Below are 16331 nucleotides of genomic sequence, written 5' to 3' on the forward strand. Positions count from 1 at the left end.
GCGCCGAGAATTCGAGAACGTTCGATCAAGGAGAACAACGATGACGCGATTGAAAGTGAACGGCAAGCGGGCCCGCCGGACCGGTGTGGTGGTGGCGTCCGTGGCGGTCCTCGGTATGGCCGTGGCGCCGGGAATCGCCTGGGCTTCCAACCCGATCTCCGACGGGTCTCCGGTGGCGGTGCGATCGATCGCGACCGCTCCAGCCGAGTTGGGTGTGGCTCCCGAAGTAGCGTGTGGTGTCGCGGCGCCGATTTCCGACGAGGAGCTGCAGAAGCTCATCGACGAGGGCAAGGTTGTGCGCGCGGAGGAGGCCGGTGCGGCCGCAGTCACTATCGAAGTGCCGAGCGAAGCTGCGACATTCGTTGCGCGTGAAGGGGTGCCGGCATTGCCGACCGTCGAGTGGGCTCCGACGATCGAGGGTGTTCCGGCAGAGGTGCTCGACATGGCCGGTGTCGCTCCGCTGGAGGAAGGCGTCGCCCTGTCATGCACGGTTGCCGCGGGCTGACGAGCGAAAAAAGCTCCGCATGAACCGCTTTGACCTGGAACGGTACGGCCGTACTCAACTGGGTCTGGAGGGTAGTCAAGCCTGTCGGTAGCACTTGCTACGTTCGGGGCGGTCTCGGCGAGCATGCCGGGACCGTCGCCGACGGCGTCATGTGTGTGGTGTCTTGCTCCGGGTGCGGTACGGCCCGGCGCGGGGCGCGTTTCGAAAGGTGTTGTGTTTCATGGTCATGGGCCCCACCCACGCGATGTCCGGTGCTGCTGTGGGGTTGGTGGTTGCGGAGTTGTTGCCTCTCGACTGGGGAGGGCCCACATCCACTGCGGAAACTTTGACCTTTGCCGGGGTGTGCGCCGGAGCTGCCCTGCTTCCCGACCTCGATACCGGTCAGTCCACGGTTTCTCGATCATTCGGTCCGCTCAGCAAGGCTCTGGCCAAGGGCATCGACGCAATTTCGGTGACCTTCTACCGCATTACGAAAGGCAAGAAGGACGGCAAGCGTCGTGGTGGACATCGGACGCTCACGCACACCGCACTGTTTGCCGCGGGTCTCGGTGCCGGGGTCTCTGCGCTGGTGGTTCAGTTCGGGAAACCCGCCATCATCATCACGCTGTTCTTCTGCCTCGGGTTGGCGATCCGAGGATTGGCTGGTGAATTGGCCAAGGAGAAGGGATGGCTCGCGGTTTCTGCCGTTGCGTTGGTGCTCTCGGCCCTCACCTGGCAGTGGTATCCCAGCGAGGCCGGATCCACCGGGCTAGGTGTTGCGGTGGCCTTGGGCTGCGCCACGCACTGTCTCGGCGATGCGATCACCAAGGAGGGAGTGCCGTTTCTTGCGCCCCTGATCCCACTCGGCGGCAAGCGATGGTGGGAGCAACGGCTGCCGTCATTTCTGTCCATCCGCGCAGGTGGGAACCTCGAGAAGGTTCTGATCGGGCCGGCTCTGACGGTTCTGACTGCCTGGTTGATCATCAGTGCGTTCGACGGTGCCCCGGAAGCGATCTACGCGGTCTTCGCTCCGATGGTGCAGTAAGCGTCGGAAAACTTTTATTACGGAACCACTGGCATCGTAATCATATTTGTTCTACGTTCGTCCCTGACATGAACCGAGTCGGCTGACGGAGTGGGCAGTGGTGCATCACACAGAACGCAAGGCAGAGCGCAGCTCCGGAGAAGGCGGTGTGAGCCGGCGCGGATTTCTCGCAGCGAGTGCCGGTGCTGCCGCGCTTACGGGTCTTGCTTGGGCGCCGGCGGGAGCAGTTCCCTGGGGCTCGGCATCGACCATCGCGCCACCGCCCGGATTTCCGTCGGACATTCCGCTGTCACAGCAGGCATACGTCAACTGGTCGCGAGAAATCATGCTCGACAGTGTGTGGACGGCGACGGCACGTCACAGCGACGACGTCGTCACCCTCGCGAACTGGGCGTTCGACAACGGTTACACGGTGCGTGCGCGCGGAACGATGCACGGGTGGAGTCCGTTGACGGTGGTGCCCGGCGCACCTTCGGATCGAGTTCTGTTGGTCGACACGATGACGAACTTGAATTCGGTTGTGGTGCAGCACGGCACGCCCGCAACAGCCACGGCGGGTGCCGGGGCCAGCATCGAAGCGATTCTGACAGCGCTCGAGCGAGAGGGGCTCGGCTGGGCCAACTCTCCGGCGATCGGTGAGCTGTCCATCGCCGGGGCGCTGGCGATCGGTGCCCACGGGGCAACCTATCCGGCGGCGGGGGAGACGATCACCCCTGGTCAGTCGTACGGATCGCTGAGCAACCTGATCACCGAGATCACAGTGGTGGCGTGGGACGAAGGCAGTAATCGCTACGCACTGAAGACTTTTCACCGATCAGATGACAAGAGCACGGCTTTCCTGACCCACCTGGGCCGAACCTTCGTCACCTCCGTGACGCTGCAAGCCGGGAAGAACTATCGACTTCGATGCCAGAGTTTCACCGACATTCCGTGGCAAGAACTCTTTGCTGCTCCGGGTTCGCCAGGGCGTACCTACGAGAGTTTCGTCGAGAAATCCGGACGGGTGGAAGCGATCTGGTTCCCGTTCACCGAAACACCGTGGCTCAAGGTCTGGACGCCGACCCCGGTCAAACCGCCGGAGTCCCGAGAAGTGAGCGGGCCGTACAACTACTTCTTCTCCGACGCGATTCCCGAAGAAGTCACCACCCCGTTGGGGATGGTGGCGCAGGGTCTTCAAGCTGCGACACCACTGTTCGGTGCCTCCCAGTTCGGAGCCGTAGCAGCAGGATTGGTGCTGACCGACACCGACGATCTGTGGGGATGGTCGAAAGATGTTCTGTTCTACCTGCGGCACACAACCTTGCGCGTCGTAGCCGGTGGTGGCGCAGTGATCACCAAGCGGTCCAACATCGGCCGTGTCGTGCACGAGATGACGAGTTGGCTGAACGAACGAATGACGCACTACGCGTCGCTGGGGCAGTATCCCGTCAACATGCCGTTCGAAGTGCGTCTCTGCGGGGTCGACGACAATGGTGAAGTTCTTGTCGACAGTGCCGGCGTGCCGGATCTGTCAGCGGTGCGGCCGCGGGCGGATCGTCAGGACTGGGACACTGCCATCTGGATGAACGTGGTCTCGATTCCTGGCACGGCAGGATTGCCCGCGTTCCTTCGTGAGATGGAACGGTGGATGGTCGCGAACTACTCCGGCGATTACGCGACTTTCCGTCCGGAGTGGTCCAAGGGGTGGGCATTCACCGATCAGGCGGCGTACCAGGACGACGAATTCCTCACCAGCACAGTGCCTGCCACCTTCAGAGCCGGTGGCGACGGGAATTGGGACTTCGCTCTCGCCACTCTCGACGAACACGACCCGCACCGTGTATTCAGCAATACGTTCCTCGACGGCGTATTGCCACCCAGCTGAATCTCCTACTGCGGGAGCGGTTTGCGCCAACGTACGTCGGTGACGCGGATACGCTGATTGTTGTTACCGTTCCAGTCGACGCTCAGTCCCTGGGCTCGGAGTGCGTCGGCTACCTGGCGCCCGACGGTCTGATCGGTGTGCGCAATCATATGTGCCTTGGCGGTTTCGTCGCCGCCGAAGGCAGCGGCGATCAGTGCGGGATCGAGATCGTGGGCCGGACGAAACGCACTGTAGGACAAGTAGAGATCGGACGGCTCGTCGCCGAGACGCTCCGCATCTTGCATGTGGAAGAACGTGTACGCCCACTGAGCAAAGGGATACCCGTTCTCGTCGGGTTCGGACGGCGTGCGTTCGTCGTCGATTTCGGTAGTGCCGCACTGCATGCAGCAGGTGAAGTTCATCCGGGCCACGATGCCGTTGCGTTCGAGTTCGGCGAAGGCTGCGGATACGCGCTCGAAGTCACCGGGAGCCGTCCACTGCGTCTGCTCCACGAGTCTGTGGTCCCAGACCGCACACACTCCCGCGTCGATCTGTCTGCCGAGTTCGTCGTTCTCGAAGCCGCCCTCGACACAGTCTCGGGCGGCTTCGCAGATTTCTTCGAACGTCGCGAAACCTGGGAGTACCAGTTCGCGTGCTTGCTCACGTACGGCGACGATGTCAGCCTCACTGAGCACCGGTGCTGACCGTGACTGTGCCGACCGTGACGGTGCTGATCGTGACCAGGGCAATCGCATACCGGCACCGTACTGCACCGATCCGACCGTCAGGCGACGTCGGCTGCTGCTTTCGTTTCCTCCTCGGTCGACGGGGCCGGCTTGTTCGGGATGAGCGCCGTGGCGATCAGGCCCACCACGACAAATCCGGCCGCAAGGTATCCGCCGAGTGTGATGCCGTGAGTCATCGCAGACTGGGCGGCGTCGGCAACGAAGGCAGTGCTCGGTGAGCCGGCCAGTGAGTCGATGGCGGCGCCTGCGCTGTCGGTGACTGCCCGCGTCAACTGATCAGCCTGAGCTTGGTCGACACCGGATTCGGTGAGGTCGCTGTTCAGCGTCGAATTGAGAGTGCTGAAGAACACCGTGGTGAGGACGGCGATACCCAGTGCCGATCCGAGTTGGCGGAACGCACTCTGAATGCCGGAGCCTTGACCGGCGCTCTGCTCGGGAATCTCCTCGAGCACGACGTTGGTAACCTGCGCCGTCGCGAAACCTACACCGATGCCGTAGAAGAACAGCACTGCGGCGATAGTCCACCAGGGGCTGTCTGTTGCAGCGATGAATCCGAGACCGGCGAGACCGAGAGCTTCGAGAGCCAGGCCGATACGGACCAAGCCCAACGGCGAGACCTTCGATGCCAGCCCGAAGCTCGCACCACTGGCGACAAAGCTGCCGATGGCGATGGGAACCAGCGCGAGTCCGGCCTGGAGTGCGCTGTATCCGAGCGTGAACTGGAGCCAGAGAGGAAGCACCGCAACGATTCCGAACTCGCCGAGCCCGATGATCAGCGTCGCGATGTTGCCGTTGCGGAACGACGAGATGGAGAACAACCGCACGTCCATCAGCGCCCGCGACGGATCGTCGCTGCGGGTGAGCATGGTTTGACGGTAGGCGAACGCACCGAGCGAGATGACGGCGAGAACCAACGCGACCAGAACCGGTGACGGTCCGCTGGACCATGAAAGTCCGAACAGATCGAAGGGTTCCTTCGTGGTCAGCCACCCGTACGTCCGTCCCTCGACGAGGCCGAAGGCCAGCAGGCCCAGGCCGGCGATGGACAGTGCCGCTCCGGTGGCGTCGATGCGTCCAGCGGTGCGCGGCGAGGGTGCGATGAACAGCACTGCGCCGATGAGAATGAGCGCAGCAAGCGGAATGTTGATCCCGAAGGCCCAACGCCATGAGGCATGTTCGGCAAGCCAGCCGCCGAGCAGTGGGCCGAGGGCGGATGCAGCGCCGATGGTGGAGCCCCAGACCGCGAAGGCCTGGCCGCGGGCTTTGCCGGTGAACATCGCGTTCAGAAGCGACAGTGAGGTGGGCAGGATCATGGCCGCGCCGACGCCCTGCAGGAATCGCGCCAGGATGAGCAGGCCGCCGTTCGGTGCCAGTCCGGCCAGCAGGCTCGTTGCGCCGAACACGACGACTCCGGCGATGAAGATGCGACGGGCGCCGACCAGGTCGGCAACTCTGCCGACCAATAGCAGCAGCGCCGCGAACACGATTGCGTAGGACTCTTGGATCCATTGAGCCTGAACGGAATTGATCCCGAGATCCTCGATGATCGAGGGGACTATGACGTTGACGATGGTGGTGTCGACGACGATCAGTGCCACGCCGAGTGCGATGGCGATCAGGCCCAGCCACTTGCGGGTGGTGGGTGAGATGTTCACGAATAAACCTCCATTGTGAAGTAACTTTATAGTGAAGGTATATTTGAGGCGGTAAGTTGTCAACGTGCGCGCTGGGCTCGACCGGCCGCCGTCTGGCACAGGAAAGGTGGGATCACCGAGGTGGAGGCACCGCGCGACATCTCCGTGGAGCGGGAGCGGCTGATGGATGAATTCCGTGCGTACGGTGGGACGTTCACCGAATTCAGCCATCGATTCGCGTCATGGCTCGGCCTGCATTCCACCGACGCGACTGCCTTGATGGAAATCACCGCTGCCGAGGAGAAGGGGGCGCCGCTCTCGCCTGCCCGCCTCGGCGAGCGGATCTCACTGACGTCGGGCGCAACCACCGCGTTGCTCAATCGCCTGGAAAAGGCAGGGCATATCGTCCGTACCCGCGAGAATGCAGACCGCCGCGTGGTCACGCTGCACAGCAGTGCGCATGTGCAGGATCTGGCGGACGAGTTCTTCGGGCCCCTTGCTGTGCGACTCGACGCCATGATGGCGAAGTACCCGCCCGAACTGCTCAGTCGATTCGAGGAATTTCTCGTCGATCTGCATTCCACGATGAACGAACACCTCGAGCAGGACAACCGCTGAACAAAAAACGCCGCTCGACTCCGGAGAGTCGAGCGGCGGTCTTGGCTTAGGTGACGGCTACTTGCCGAGCTTGGCCTGCAGGTCGTCGAGAACCAGGCCGGCACCTGTCGGGCCGAGGCCCAGGAACCAGGTCTCGTCGCTCACCTCGGTGGCGCGTCCTTCCTTGACTGCGTCCATGCTGGCCCACAGCGGTCCGGCAACAACCGTGGTCTGGCCGGTGTCGGCGGGATTTCCGTAGCTGGAGAAGAAGATTCGGTCACCCTCCGCCTCGGTGATCGTTTCCGGGCTGACCTCGACGGCCAGTTCGTTGATGTCCTGGATCGCCGGGCGGGGCAGACCGACGTCCTTCAAGATGACGCCGATGAACGACAGATTGCCGTACAGGCGCAGCTTCCCGGACATGAAGCGAACCAGTGAAATTGTCGGGGAACCGTCGATCGACTCACGGACCTTGTCGGCGTGCTCTTGGTAGTCGTTGAGAACCTGCTCAGCCTTGGTCTCTTCGCCGAGTGCGTCACCGGCAAGGAGGAAATTCTCCTTCCACGGGAAGCCGGGGCGGATGCTGAAGACCGTCGGCGCGATTGCTGCGAGCTGCGGGTAGAGCTTGTCCTGGCGTAATTTGCTGCCGAGGATCAGATCGGGCTGCAGTGCGGTGATCGCTTCGAGGTTGAGGTTGTTGGTCGTGCCCACGTCGGGGACTCCGACGAGTTTGTCGGCGAGGTACGACGGCTGACCGGCGGCGCTTTCCGGGCTGGCGATGCCGACCGGGGTGATCCCGAGAGAAAGAACCTCGTCGAGTTCGCCGCTGTCGAGCACGACGACGCGGGTGGGCTTGGCTTCGAGGGTGGTCTCGCCCAGAGCATGGGTGATCGTGCGCGGGAACTCGCCGGGCGCGGCATCGCTGCCGAGCTTCGCGGTTTCCGTGTCGGCGGTGCTGAACAGCTTGCCGCCGGTCGCGACATCGGTGTTGCCGTTTGCGTTGCCGCCGGCGTCGGTAGAGCCGCAGGCCGTAGCGGCAAAAACAGTCGCCAGGGCAACCATGGCGACCCGGACCGACGTGCGGCTCCGGAGAGTGGTGCGTGAGTGCATTAGGCTACCCTACCTTCCGTCCATATGGCTTGGTCAGGGAGGTATCCGCACCGTCGATACCAGGTGAAGGGCGCGTCAGGTCTCGCTCAGCGGGACCTCTACGCAATTCGGGCAACAGGGTGTGACCAACGTGTTAGCTTCGCGAAAGACCTGTACTGGTAAGCGAAGACGCGTGTAGTGAGGATTTCGATGACCCTGAACATTGCCGATCTGTTCGAGGCCGTTGCCGATGCGATCCCCGATCGGGTTCCCTTGATTCTGGAAGACGTGCGGTTGAGCTACGCCGAACTCGAACTGCGATCGAACCGACTCGCTCATCATCTGCAGTCGGTGGGCGTCGAACCGGGCCAGCATGTCGGTATTCACATGCGGAACTGCGTCGAGTACGTCGAAGCGCTCCTTGCCTGCTTGAAGATCAGAGCGGTACCGATCAACGTCAACTTTCGCTACACGGATGCCGAGCTCTCGTACATCTACACCAACTCCCAGATGGTGGCACTGCTGGTCGAGGCAGAATTCGCGCCGACGGCACTGGCCGTGGTTCCGCAGTGTCCGGAGATCACCCACGTGCTGATCGTCGGCGACGACTACGAGAACGCCCTTGCGGCGCAGGCCGATACCCGCGACTTCGGCCCTCGCAGCAACGACGACCATTTCATCATCTACACCGGCGGTACAACCGGAATGCCCAAGGGTGTGGTGTGGCGGCACGAGGACTTCTTCTTCGCCGCGCTGTCCGGAGCGAACCTCAGCGGGCCGCCGCGTCGAAGCCTCGAAGAGGTTGTGGACGCGGCCGTAGCCAACACCGATCCGACTGTGCTGCTACTCATCCCGCCGCTCATGCATGGAGCCGCGATCTATTCACTGCTCACGGCATTTCTCATGGGAGCTCCCCGAGTGCTGACCCGCAGCTTCGATCCGATGGAAGTGCTGCGACTGGTCGAGGCCGAGAAGATCACCGGAATCACCGTCGTCGGCGACGCGATTGCTCAACCGATTGCCGACGCCATCGCCGCAAGCGAAGGGCGCTACGACCTTTCGACTCTCCAACTGATCGGCTCGGGTGGCGCATTGTTCTCCCCGAACCTGAAGGCAGAACTGACAACCCGATTGCCAGGGCTGGTGATCAAGGATGCATTCGGTGCTTCGGAATCCGGCAACGACGGCGTCGTCGAATTCGGAGAAGACGGTTCCAAGCGAATTCGCTCCAACCCCAACATGATTCTTGTCGATGACGAATTCCGTCGCATCGAACCAGGCTCGAACACAGTCGGATTCATCGCCAGGGCCGGCCATGTTCCCATGGCCTACTTCGACGACCCCGCGAAGACTGCTGCAACTTTTCCCGTCGTCGACGGGGTGCGTCTGGCGGTACTCGGGGACATGGGCACGATGGAAGCCGACGGAACCATCGTGCTGCTCGGGCGCGGTTCGATGTGCATCAACTCCGGAGGCGAGAAGGTTTATCCCGAAGAAGTCGAGCAGGCACTCAAAACACACCCGGCAGTTTTCGACGCTTTGGTGGCGGGTGCGCCCGACACTCGATTCGGTGAGAAGGTCGCCGCGGTGGTGCAGGTTCGACCGGGGTTCGAAGATGTTGCGACGGAATCATTGTCGGAGCATTGCCGCACCCACGTAGCGGGGTACAAGATTCCCCGGTCGATCGTGCTGGTGCCCAGCATCCTCCGCTCACCCAGCGGTAAGGCCGACTACCGTTGGGCTCGCGAAACCGTAGCGGGGGTGTGAATCAACTTCCGATACTTCGGACGACGCACCACTCGTTTCCCTCGGGATCCAGCAGCACCTGAAAGGTACCGGCCGGGTCTTCCTGAACATTGCCGACCCGAGTTGCGCCGAGGCGCTCGGCAGCCTCGGTTGCAGCGACGACGTCATCCACGCTGACGTCGATGTGCAAGCGATTCTTCGTCAGCTTTGATTCCGGTACGCGTTGGAAGGCGAGGCGAGTCCATCCGGGTGGGTCGACAAACGCCCACTCCTCGCTCCGCTCTACAGGCTGTCCACCGAGGACCCCGGCCCAGAATTCCGCCAACTGAGCTGGTGCGGAGCAATCCACAACTACTTCGTCGACCTGCCCGATCACCGGTTCACAGCTCCACTGAATTCGGCTGTCACAGCTGCGCTCAATTCGGCTGTCACAGCCAGGGCTCGATCGGCTTCTTCACCCACATGATCTTCTCGTCGGGATGCTCACGCTGAGCCTCGGGACGGTCTGGGTTAGCGGCTGACCACACAGCTTTCTCATCGAGCAGACTGGCGGCGATAGTCCAAGTCTCCCGCGTGCTCGGCGGATTGGCGCCGGCCGCTCGCGCGAGTTTGCGCAGCCGATCGTCGGGCATGTCGAGCAACTCTGCACTGTTGATATCGCGGTCCCAGGCGAACTTGGCAAGGACGACAGCCTTCTCGCGTCGGCTACGGCTCGCCATGTCATTGTGCGCAAAGTCTGGTTCGGATGCCACGGCTTCACCTTATCGTCGGGGGTTCTGACGTCAGGATAGTGAATGTCTCGCGCCGGCCGAACGGCTCTACTCGTCGCTGCGTCGAGCCAGTTATCCCGGTGTCTGAGTGGCGTAGCAGCGTTGACTGCAGGGGCCCGCCATGTTCGGCAGTGCGGCAACCGGCAAGGGTTCCAGGCAATGCGCTGTTACGCTGCTTTTTCGCATGTCGATTCGAAGCCGGGGGGCTTGGGTGGGGAACGAAGTACTGCAAGCGGGCGGCGGTCGGATTCGGGACAAAGGCGTTGGAAAAAGGCCGGAACTTTCGGGTCGACTTCGGTGATGGCCTGGTGTGGATACGATGCGCCGCAATCGATCCCACATGCAGGGCTCGACGGGTATGCCGACGGTGGGGCGGGATCGCTCGGCCGGTTCCAAGACGGCCTTCGCGCGTCCCATGATGGTGTGCCTTCGCACAACACGGTCATCGGGCACAGTTACGGTTCCACCGTGATCGGCGCTGCGGCCTCGGACGGACGATCGATCGATGCGGATGATCTGTTCTTCGTGGGTAGCCCCGGAGTGGGAATGGACCGGGTCGAGGGACTCTCCCTCGAGGGCATTGACCCCGAACAGAACGGTAGCCATGTGTACGCCACTGCCGCGGCCAATGATCCGGTTCCGATGATCGGTGACGTGTTCGGCGGTCTCGCGCATGGCGCGAATCCCGCGAACGATCTTCCGTTGATCGGATTCGGTGCCACTGTCGTCGAGTCCGCTCCCGGGACCGGGATCGACGCCGGACTGCTCGGTGAGCTCCCCAGCCCAGCCGCTCACAGCGAATATTGGGATCGCGACAACCCCGCCTTGCGTGGGCTCGGACACGTCATCGCCGGACTAGGAGCACCGTGAAAAAGCCTCAGCCATACCGACTTCATCGACAAATCGCAGCGGTAGCCCTTTCCGTACTGACCCTGTGCGCATGCAATTCGAAGGAGAACGCCGTGACAATCGACCCTGACCCGAACCTCACGCGCACGATCGCGCAGTCCTCGACCATCGAGCATCTGACCAGCACGCTGAGCGCGCTGCCCGCTGGCACGTATTTCTCTCGAGCTGGCGCGGCCGACCCGTCAAACACTCTCAGCGCGGGCACGTTGATCCCGTGCGACGACAGCAACCTCAGCGAGAACACCGATGTCGATTTCAGTGTCGCGTACTACGTTCGCGGTGGGCCAAGCTATGACGTGGAAGCGGTCTGGGACGCGGCGATCACGGCGTGGTCCAGCAACGACTGGCCAATAAGAGAGACCGCTGGCGGTGACTCTCCGATCACCAGTGCGTACACCCCTGACGGCTACAAGATAGTGATCGACAAGGCATATGGGTCGCTCAGTATCTCGGGCACATCACCCTGTTTCCCGCGCCCAGATGCGACCGATCGCCCGAGTTCCCCTATGCAGATCGATCAATCATGACCGGGCCCGCATCCTCGTTTCCCGAGTTGACCGTCCTCGCCCGCCAAGTCGACACCGAGGTCGGGAAAGTGCGCGCCCGCGCAGATGCTGGAGGCGGTGCCGTCAGCGTCGAGGTTGATGCGTACGGCGCGATCACCGACCTGCACCTGACCGAGAGTTCCCTCCGCGCCGGCGCCGCTGCACTCTCCGCCTCGATCACCCAGGCCCACCGAACCGCTTCAGCGGCAGCAGCGGCGACCGCGCAGGAACTACGCGCCCCGCTCCTTCACGACCCTCGCGTCGCCGGGGCAATGGACGCGTTCAATCAGACGCCCGCTGCACCCGAAACTCATGCGCTGCGACGAGCTAACCGAGCGCCGGTCAACGACGACCTACCCTTGGACGGCGGTTCGTTCATGCGACGTGCCTGAACCCGGGCACCGCACCCCGAACCGCAACGCAGTATTAGAGGAGCGGGGGGTGTCCGATCGTTGGTTTGCCTGTGGCCGGCAAACGCACGCCTCGTTGCTGCTGGAGGCGGGTGAGCACCCGAAGATGGTGCAGGAGCGACTGGGGCATTCGACGATCACGACGACGGTGGACATCTACGCGCGCGTGCGACCAACGATGCAACATGAGGCTGCGGCCAGGGTCGCTGCCCTCGTGCAGTACGTCGCTATTGCATATCCTGCTGCATGAACGAAAAGAAGGCCCTTGACCACCGTATCGGCAGGTCAAGGGCCTTCTAGTTCTGTCGGGGTGGCGGGATTTGAACCCACGACCTCTTCGTCCCGAACGAAGCGCGCTACCAAGCTGCGCCACACCCCGTGTCGAACCTCGGTTAGCTTACATTACCGAGCCGACTGACATTAAATCCGCAGGTCAGTTGCGTAGAACCGACGCTGGAGACTCTGCGGAACTGTGCGCGGAGGCGTGCTCGGGTTCGCGCCTGGTAGCCGGAACCAGAGTGAGCAGAGTTGCCTCGGGGCGGCAGCAGAAGCGTGCCGGCGCCCACGGCGAAGTGCCGATGCCCGCGGAGACGTGCAGCTGGGTGTGCGCGCCCCACTTGGACGGCCCCTTGACCCGGGATCGGTCGATCTGGCAGTTCGTGACCAGCGCGCCGTAGAACGGCAGGCACAGCTGACCACCGTGTGTGTGGCCGGCGAGCACGAGGTCGTAGCCGTCGTCGGCGAACCGGTCCAGAACTCGCGGTTCGGGCGAGTGCGTCAGGCCGAGCTTGAGCTGGGCGACGGGATTGGGTGTTCCGGCGACGGTGTCGTAGCGATCGCGCTTCAGGTGCGGATCGTCGACGCCGGCGGCCGCGATGCGAATACCGGCCACTTCGAGTTCGCGGCGCACGTGGGTCATGTCCAGCCATCCACGCTCGGTGAAGGCAGCACGCAGGTCGCCCCAGGGGAGAGGATCCCCGGTGATGCGCTTGTCCTTGTTGAAGATGTAGCTCAGTGGGTTCTTCGGTTTCGGGGCGAAGTAGTCGTTGCTGCCGAAGACGAACAGACCCGGTCGAGCCAACAGATCTCCGAGCGCCTGGACCACTGCTGGAACGCTGCGCTGGTGCGACAAATTGTCGCCGGTGTTGACCACGAGGTCGGGGTCGAGGCCTTCGAGCTCACGCAACCAATTCTGTTTCAACCGTTGGTTCGGCATCATGTGCAAGTCGCTGAGATGGAGGACCCGCAGCGACGACGAACCGGGCGCCAGGACTGGCATCGTCACCTCACGCAGTGCAAATGCATTGCGTTCGATGCCGGATGCGTACCCGATCCCTAGTGCAGCGGCGCCCGCGGCACCAAGTGCGGTGCGGGTCAGATTGGTGCGGAACTGGGAAGACACCTCTCAAGGATACGGGTGTGGCGTTCTTCTGCGTCGCTCTCGCCGCCTTTTACAGCTATTTCACAGAGAATTGTGTCCGGGCGGAGGTAACTATCGGCACGCGCGAAACGCCGAGCGCGTAGCGTTTCCACCATGTCCGACACGACACCATCGCTCAAAGCCACCCTCCGAACCGACATGGTTGCATCCATGAAGGCGAAGGATCCGCTACGTACAGCCACCCTTCGGATGCTCATGGCAGCCGTCCAGACCGAAGAGGTAGCCGGTAAGGAAGCACGAGTCCTCACCGACGAAGAGATCATCAAAGTCCTTGCAAAGGAATCGAAGAAGCGCGGCGAATCAGCCGAGATCTACACCGAGAACGGTCGCGGTGAGCTTGCCGCGAAAGAGCGCGCAGAAGCTCAGATCATCGACGAGTACCTGCCGACGCCGTTGACCGACGCCGAGCTTGTCGACGTCGTCGACACGGCCCTTGCTCAGGTTTCCGAGGAGCTCGGTGAGCGTCCCGGGATGCGTCAGATGGGCCAGGTCATCAAGGCCGCCAACGCTCTGGCCAAGGGCAAGGCCGACGGCGCACGTATCTCTGCAGCAGTGAAGTCCCGCCTGTAGAAGCGCGCTTCCAGAACCGAAAACGGCCGCGATCTCCGAATTACTCGGAGATCGCGGCCGTTCTTGTTTCAGGGCCGTCAGTTCGGCGGAGTCCCCGCAGGCGGTGCGGGTTCACCTCCGGGCGGAGTCGCATCCGGGGGAGTTGCGCCCGGTGCCGGGGCCGCGGGGGATGCGGGTGCAGCCGGAGCTCTTACGGAACCGTCACTGATGTAAATCGTGACGGTCGAACCCGGGATTGCGGACCCGGACGGCGAAACTCCGGTGACCGTTCCCGCGCGCGCTCCGGATGCCGTCGTCACGGAATTGACGGTGAAGCCGGATGCCTGAAGCCGGGACGTTGCGGCCGACTGGCTCAGGCCGACAACCTCGGGAACCTGGCCGTTCTGTGATCCCCGTGCGTACTTTTCGTCGATCGGGGGCAGCGAGGTGGGCCCGAAGTTGTTGGCGACCGGGTTCATTGCCGCGAACCAGGATCTCGCCGGTTCGGTACCGCCGTACAGGTTGCCGCTGTAGCAGGGGCGCAGCGGGCTCGAGCAGATCTCGCCGGGCGTCGGGGAGTCGCCGAAGATGTAGACGGCAGCAGCGAGGTTGTTGGTGAAGCCGAGGAACGCCGAGGACTTGTGAGTCTCGGTGGTACCCGTCTTGCCCGACATCGGCAGGCTCCATCCGGCGCTGCTCGCGGCACCGGCAGACGTACCGGCGCCGACGTCGTCGCGGCTCATGGCATTGGCGAGGGTGTCTGCCAAGCCGGGCTCGACAACCTGCTCACAGCCCTGCTCGGTGACGGCCACCGGCTTGCCGTAGCGGTCGAAGACCGAATCGATGGGACTCGGCGGGCACCACTTGCCGTGCGAGGCGAGAGTGGCTGCGACGTTGGAGAGTTCGAGCGGGTTGATCCAGGTGGGGCCGAGGGTGAACGAACCGAGGTTCTGTTCCTTCTGGAAGTCGGCCATGCTGCGCTCGTCGAAGCCCGAGGTGTTCGGATCGGCGTACGAGCGCATGCCGAGACGGACAGCCATGTCGACCGTCGGCGTGACACCGGTTGCCTCGATGAGCTTGACGAAAGCGGTGTTGGGGGACTGAGCCAGCGCGTCGGTCACGGACAGCGTCGGCGGGTAGTTGCCCGCGTTCTCCACGCAGTACGTCGAGACCGGGCAACCTGCGGCGCCGCCGCTACCCATGCCCTTGGCTTCGAAGCGCTTGGGTACGTCGAGGGTCGCGTTGATGCCCAGACCCTTTTCCATCGCCGCAGCCGTCGTGAAGATCTTGAAGACGGAGCCCGCACCGTCGCCGGCCAGTGAGTACGGCTGCGCCTGGACGGTTTCGTCGGCGTCCGCGTTGAGTCCGTACGTGCGGCTACTGGCCATCGCGATGACCTTGTGTGAATCCTGACCGGGCCTGATCACGTTCATGACGTTGGCGATGCCGTCGAGGTTGGCGCTCGCGTTCGCATTCAGGCCGGCCTTGGTTGATGCCTGCACCTGCGGGTCGAGAGTGGTCTTGATGAGGTACCCACCGTCGTTGATCTGGTCACGGGTGATCCCGGCGTCCGAGAGGTACTTCAGTGCGTAGTCGCAGAAGAAACCACGATCGCCTGCGGCGATGCAGCCGCGCGGCAAGTTGTTGGGAGTTTCCAGGACGCCGAGGGGCTCTTCCTTCGCAGCCCGGAACTCGTCGGCGCGATCCGGAATGTTCGTGATCATGGTGTCGAGCACGGTGTTACGACGCTCGGTGACGCCTTCGACGTTCGTGTAGGGGTTCAGTGCGGAGCTGGACTGAACCATGCCGGCAAGCATTGCCGACTGCGGAACGCTCAGATCTGCGGCATCGACGCCGAAGTAGGTCTGAGCCGCGTCCTGAATGCCGAAGGATCCGTTGCCGAACGGGACGAGGTTCAGGTATCGGGTGAGGATCTCGTCTTTCGTGAGTTCCTTGTCCAGTGTCAATGCCATCCGGATCTCGCGGATCTTTCGGGCCGGGGTGGTCTCGATGGCAGCGCGACGCTCGGCATCCGTCTTGGCCACGACCAACAGCTGGTAGTTCTTCACATACTGCTGATCGAGCGTCGACGCGCCCTGCTGCACTTCACCGGTTGTCGTGTTGGTGAGGAAGGCGCGCAGCGTTCCCTGCCAGTCGACGCCCTTGTGATCGGGGAACCGTCGGTCCTCGATGGAGACGATCGCCAACTTCATGTTGTTGGAGATCTTCTCGCTCGGGACTTCGAAGCGTCGTTGGTCGTAGAGCCAGGCAATGGGGTTGCCGGCGGAATCGACCATGGTGGACACCGCGGGGACCGTGCCTTCGACCAGTTCGGCCGAGACGTTGTCGACGGTATCGGCAGCGCGGTTGGACGCGAATCCGAATCCGCCCGCCACTGGGAACATCACCCCTGCGACCAGGACACCCGCCAATGCGGAGCTTCCGGCGAGCTTCGCCACTGTTTTTGCAATCGACACGATCTACAGAGTACGTGTGCCCACCCATTGGAACCGGTTTCAGCGT

At 63.0% G+C, this 16331-nt stretch carries 17 protein-coding genes and 1 tRNA gene; 10 read left to right on the top strand and 8 right to left on the bottom strand.

Going from position 1 to position 16331, the window contains the following annotated elements; genetic code table 11:
- The first annotated feature begins 40 nt into the window (after positions 1–40).
- From ACFT1A_RS02625 to ACFT1A_RS02635, 3 genes are all read left to right on the top strand, one after another.
- A complete protein-coding gene (locus tag ACFT1A_RS02625; protein WP_378445715.1) occupies positions 41–505 on the top strand; it encodes a light harvesting protein subunit alpha in 465 nt (154 codons plus the stop codon).
- A 220-nt stretch (positions 506–725) separates the two neighbouring features.
- Positions 726–1529, top strand: coding sequence for a metal-dependent hydrolase (locus ACFT1A_RS02630; RefSeq protein WP_047270024.1), 804 nt, complete (start codon positions 726–728; stop codon positions 1527–1529).
- 97 nt (positions 1530–1626) lie between these two features.
- Complete coding sequence (locus tag ACFT1A_RS02635; RefSeq protein ID WP_378445716.1) at positions 1627–3393, top strand: cholesterol oxidase substrate-binding domain-containing protein; 1767 nt, start codon at positions 1627–1629, stop codon at positions 3391–3393.
- Positions 3394–3398: 5 nt separating this feature from the next.
- On the opposite strand, the gene ACFT1A_RS02640 is transcribed toward ACFT1A_RS02635, so the two are convergent.
- On the bottom strand, positions 3399–4067 hold the full coding sequence (locus ACFT1A_RS02640; protein ID WP_378445717.1) for a DUF6891 domain-containing protein: 669 nt from the start codon (positions 4065–4067) through the stop codon (positions 3399–3401).
- Between the two features lie 89 nt (positions 4068–4156).
- Positions 4157–5773 (bottom strand): DHA2 family efflux MFS transporter permease subunit, encoded by a 1617-nt coding sequence (locus tag ACFT1A_RS02645; RefSeq protein ID WP_378445718.1) that lies wholly within the window; start codon positions 5771–5773, stop codon positions 4157–4159.
- A 162-nt stretch (positions 5774–5935) separates the two neighbouring features.
- Between ACFT1A_RS02645 and ACFT1A_RS02650 the strand changes: the two genes are divergently transcribed.
- Positions 5936–6370, top strand: coding sequence for a MarR family winged helix-turn-helix transcriptional regulator (locus tag ACFT1A_RS02650; protein WP_378445719.1), 435 nt, complete (start codon positions 5936–5938; stop codon positions 6368–6370).
- Between the two features lie 57 nt (positions 6371–6427).
- Here ACFT1A_RS02650 and ACFT1A_RS02655 read toward each other — a convergent pair whose 3' ends face one another.
- The gene (locus ACFT1A_RS02655) at positions 6428–7459 is read right to left on the bottom strand and encodes an ABC transporter substrate-binding protein (protein WP_378445720.1); all 1032 of its coding nucleotides are present in this window, start codon (positions 7457–7459) and stop codon (positions 6428–6430) included.
- Positions 7460–7648: 189 nt separating this feature from the next.
- Here ACFT1A_RS02655 and ACFT1A_RS02660 point away from each other — a divergent pair, with 189 nt between their 5' ends.
- Positions 7649–9205, top strand: coding sequence for an acyl-CoA synthetase (locus ACFT1A_RS02660; RefSeq protein WP_378445721.1), 1557 nt, complete (start codon positions 7649–7651; stop codon positions 9203–9205).
- Position 9206: 1 nt separating this feature from the next.
- Here ACFT1A_RS02660 and ACFT1A_RS02665 read toward each other — a convergent pair whose 3' ends face one another.
- Both ACFT1A_RS02665 and ACFT1A_RS02670 read right to left on the bottom strand, forming a co-directional pair.
- Positions 9207–9560, bottom strand: a complete 354-nt coding sequence (locus ACFT1A_RS02665) for a VOC family protein (protein WP_378445722.1) — start codon at positions 9558–9560, stop codon at positions 9207–9209.
- Positions 9561–9612: 52 nt separating this feature from the next.
- A complete protein-coding gene (locus ACFT1A_RS02670) occupies positions 9613–9936 on the bottom strand; it encodes a hypothetical protein (protein WP_378445723.1) in 324 nt (107 codons plus the stop codon).
- 177 nt (positions 9937–10113) lie between these two features.
- Between ACFT1A_RS02670 and ACFT1A_RS02675 the strand changes: the two genes are divergently transcribed.
- From ACFT1A_RS02675 to ACFT1A_RS02690, 4 genes are all read left to right on the top strand, one after another.
- On the top strand, positions 10114–10824 hold the full coding sequence (locus ACFT1A_RS02675; RefSeq protein ID WP_378445724.1) for an alpha/beta hydrolase: 711 nt from the start codon (positions 10114–10116) through the stop codon (positions 10822–10824).
- 92 nt (positions 10825–10916) lie between these two features.
- Positions 10917–11390 carry a hypothetical protein gene (locus ACFT1A_RS02680; RefSeq protein WP_378445725.1) on the top strand — a complete coding sequence of 158 codons (474 nt, stop codon included), beginning with the start codon at positions 10917–10919 and terminating at the stop codon, positions 11388–11390.
- Positions 11387–11800 carry a YbaB/EbfC family nucleoid-associated protein gene (locus tag ACFT1A_RS02685; RefSeq protein ID WP_378445726.1) on the top strand — a complete coding sequence of 138 codons (414 nt, stop codon included), beginning with the start codon at positions 11387–11389 and terminating at the stop codon, positions 11798–11800. Before ACFT1A_RS02680 ends, ACFT1A_RS02685 begins: the two co-directional genes overlap by 4 nt.
- A 49-nt stretch (positions 11801–11849) precedes the next feature.
- Positions 11850–12068, top strand: a complete 219-nt coding sequence (locus tag ACFT1A_RS02690; RefSeq protein ID WP_378445727.1) for a hypothetical protein — start codon at positions 11850–11852, stop codon at positions 12066–12068.
- Positions 12069–12123: 55 nt separating this feature from the next.
- Here ACFT1A_RS02690 and ACFT1A_RS02695 read toward each other — a convergent pair.
- A tRNA-Pro gene (locus ACFT1A_RS02695) sits at positions 12124–12197 on the bottom strand.
- 54 nt (positions 12198–12251) lie between these two features.
- Positions 12252–13220: a metallophosphoesterase gene (locus tag ACFT1A_RS02700; RefSeq protein ID WP_378445728.1), complete on the bottom strand. Its 969-nt coding sequence runs from the start codon at positions 13218–13220 to the stop codon at positions 12252–12254.
- A gap of 132 nt (positions 13221–13352) precedes the next feature.
- Here ACFT1A_RS02700 and ACFT1A_RS02705 point away from each other — a divergent pair, with 132 nt between their 5' ends.
- The gene (locus tag ACFT1A_RS02705; RefSeq protein ID WP_230816530.1) at positions 13353–13829 is read left to right on the top strand and encodes a GatB/YqeY domain-containing protein; all 477 of its coding nucleotides are present in this window, start codon (positions 13353–13355) and stop codon (positions 13827–13829) included.
- Between the two features lie 77 nt (positions 13830–13906).
- Here ACFT1A_RS02705 and ACFT1A_RS02710 read toward each other — a convergent pair whose 3' ends face one another.
- The gene (locus ACFT1A_RS02710; RefSeq protein WP_378445777.1) at positions 13907–16267 is read right to left on the bottom strand and encodes a penicillin-binding protein; all 2361 of its coding nucleotides are present in this window, start codon (positions 16265–16267) and stop codon (positions 13907–13909) included.
- Between the last annotated feature and the right edge of the window lie 64 nt (positions 16268–16331).

The organism is Rhodococcus sp. NPDC057135 (genome assembly GCF_042670865.1).
Lineage (GTDB): Bacteria > Actinomycetota > Actinomycetes > Mycobacteriales > Mycobacteriaceae > Rhodococcus_F.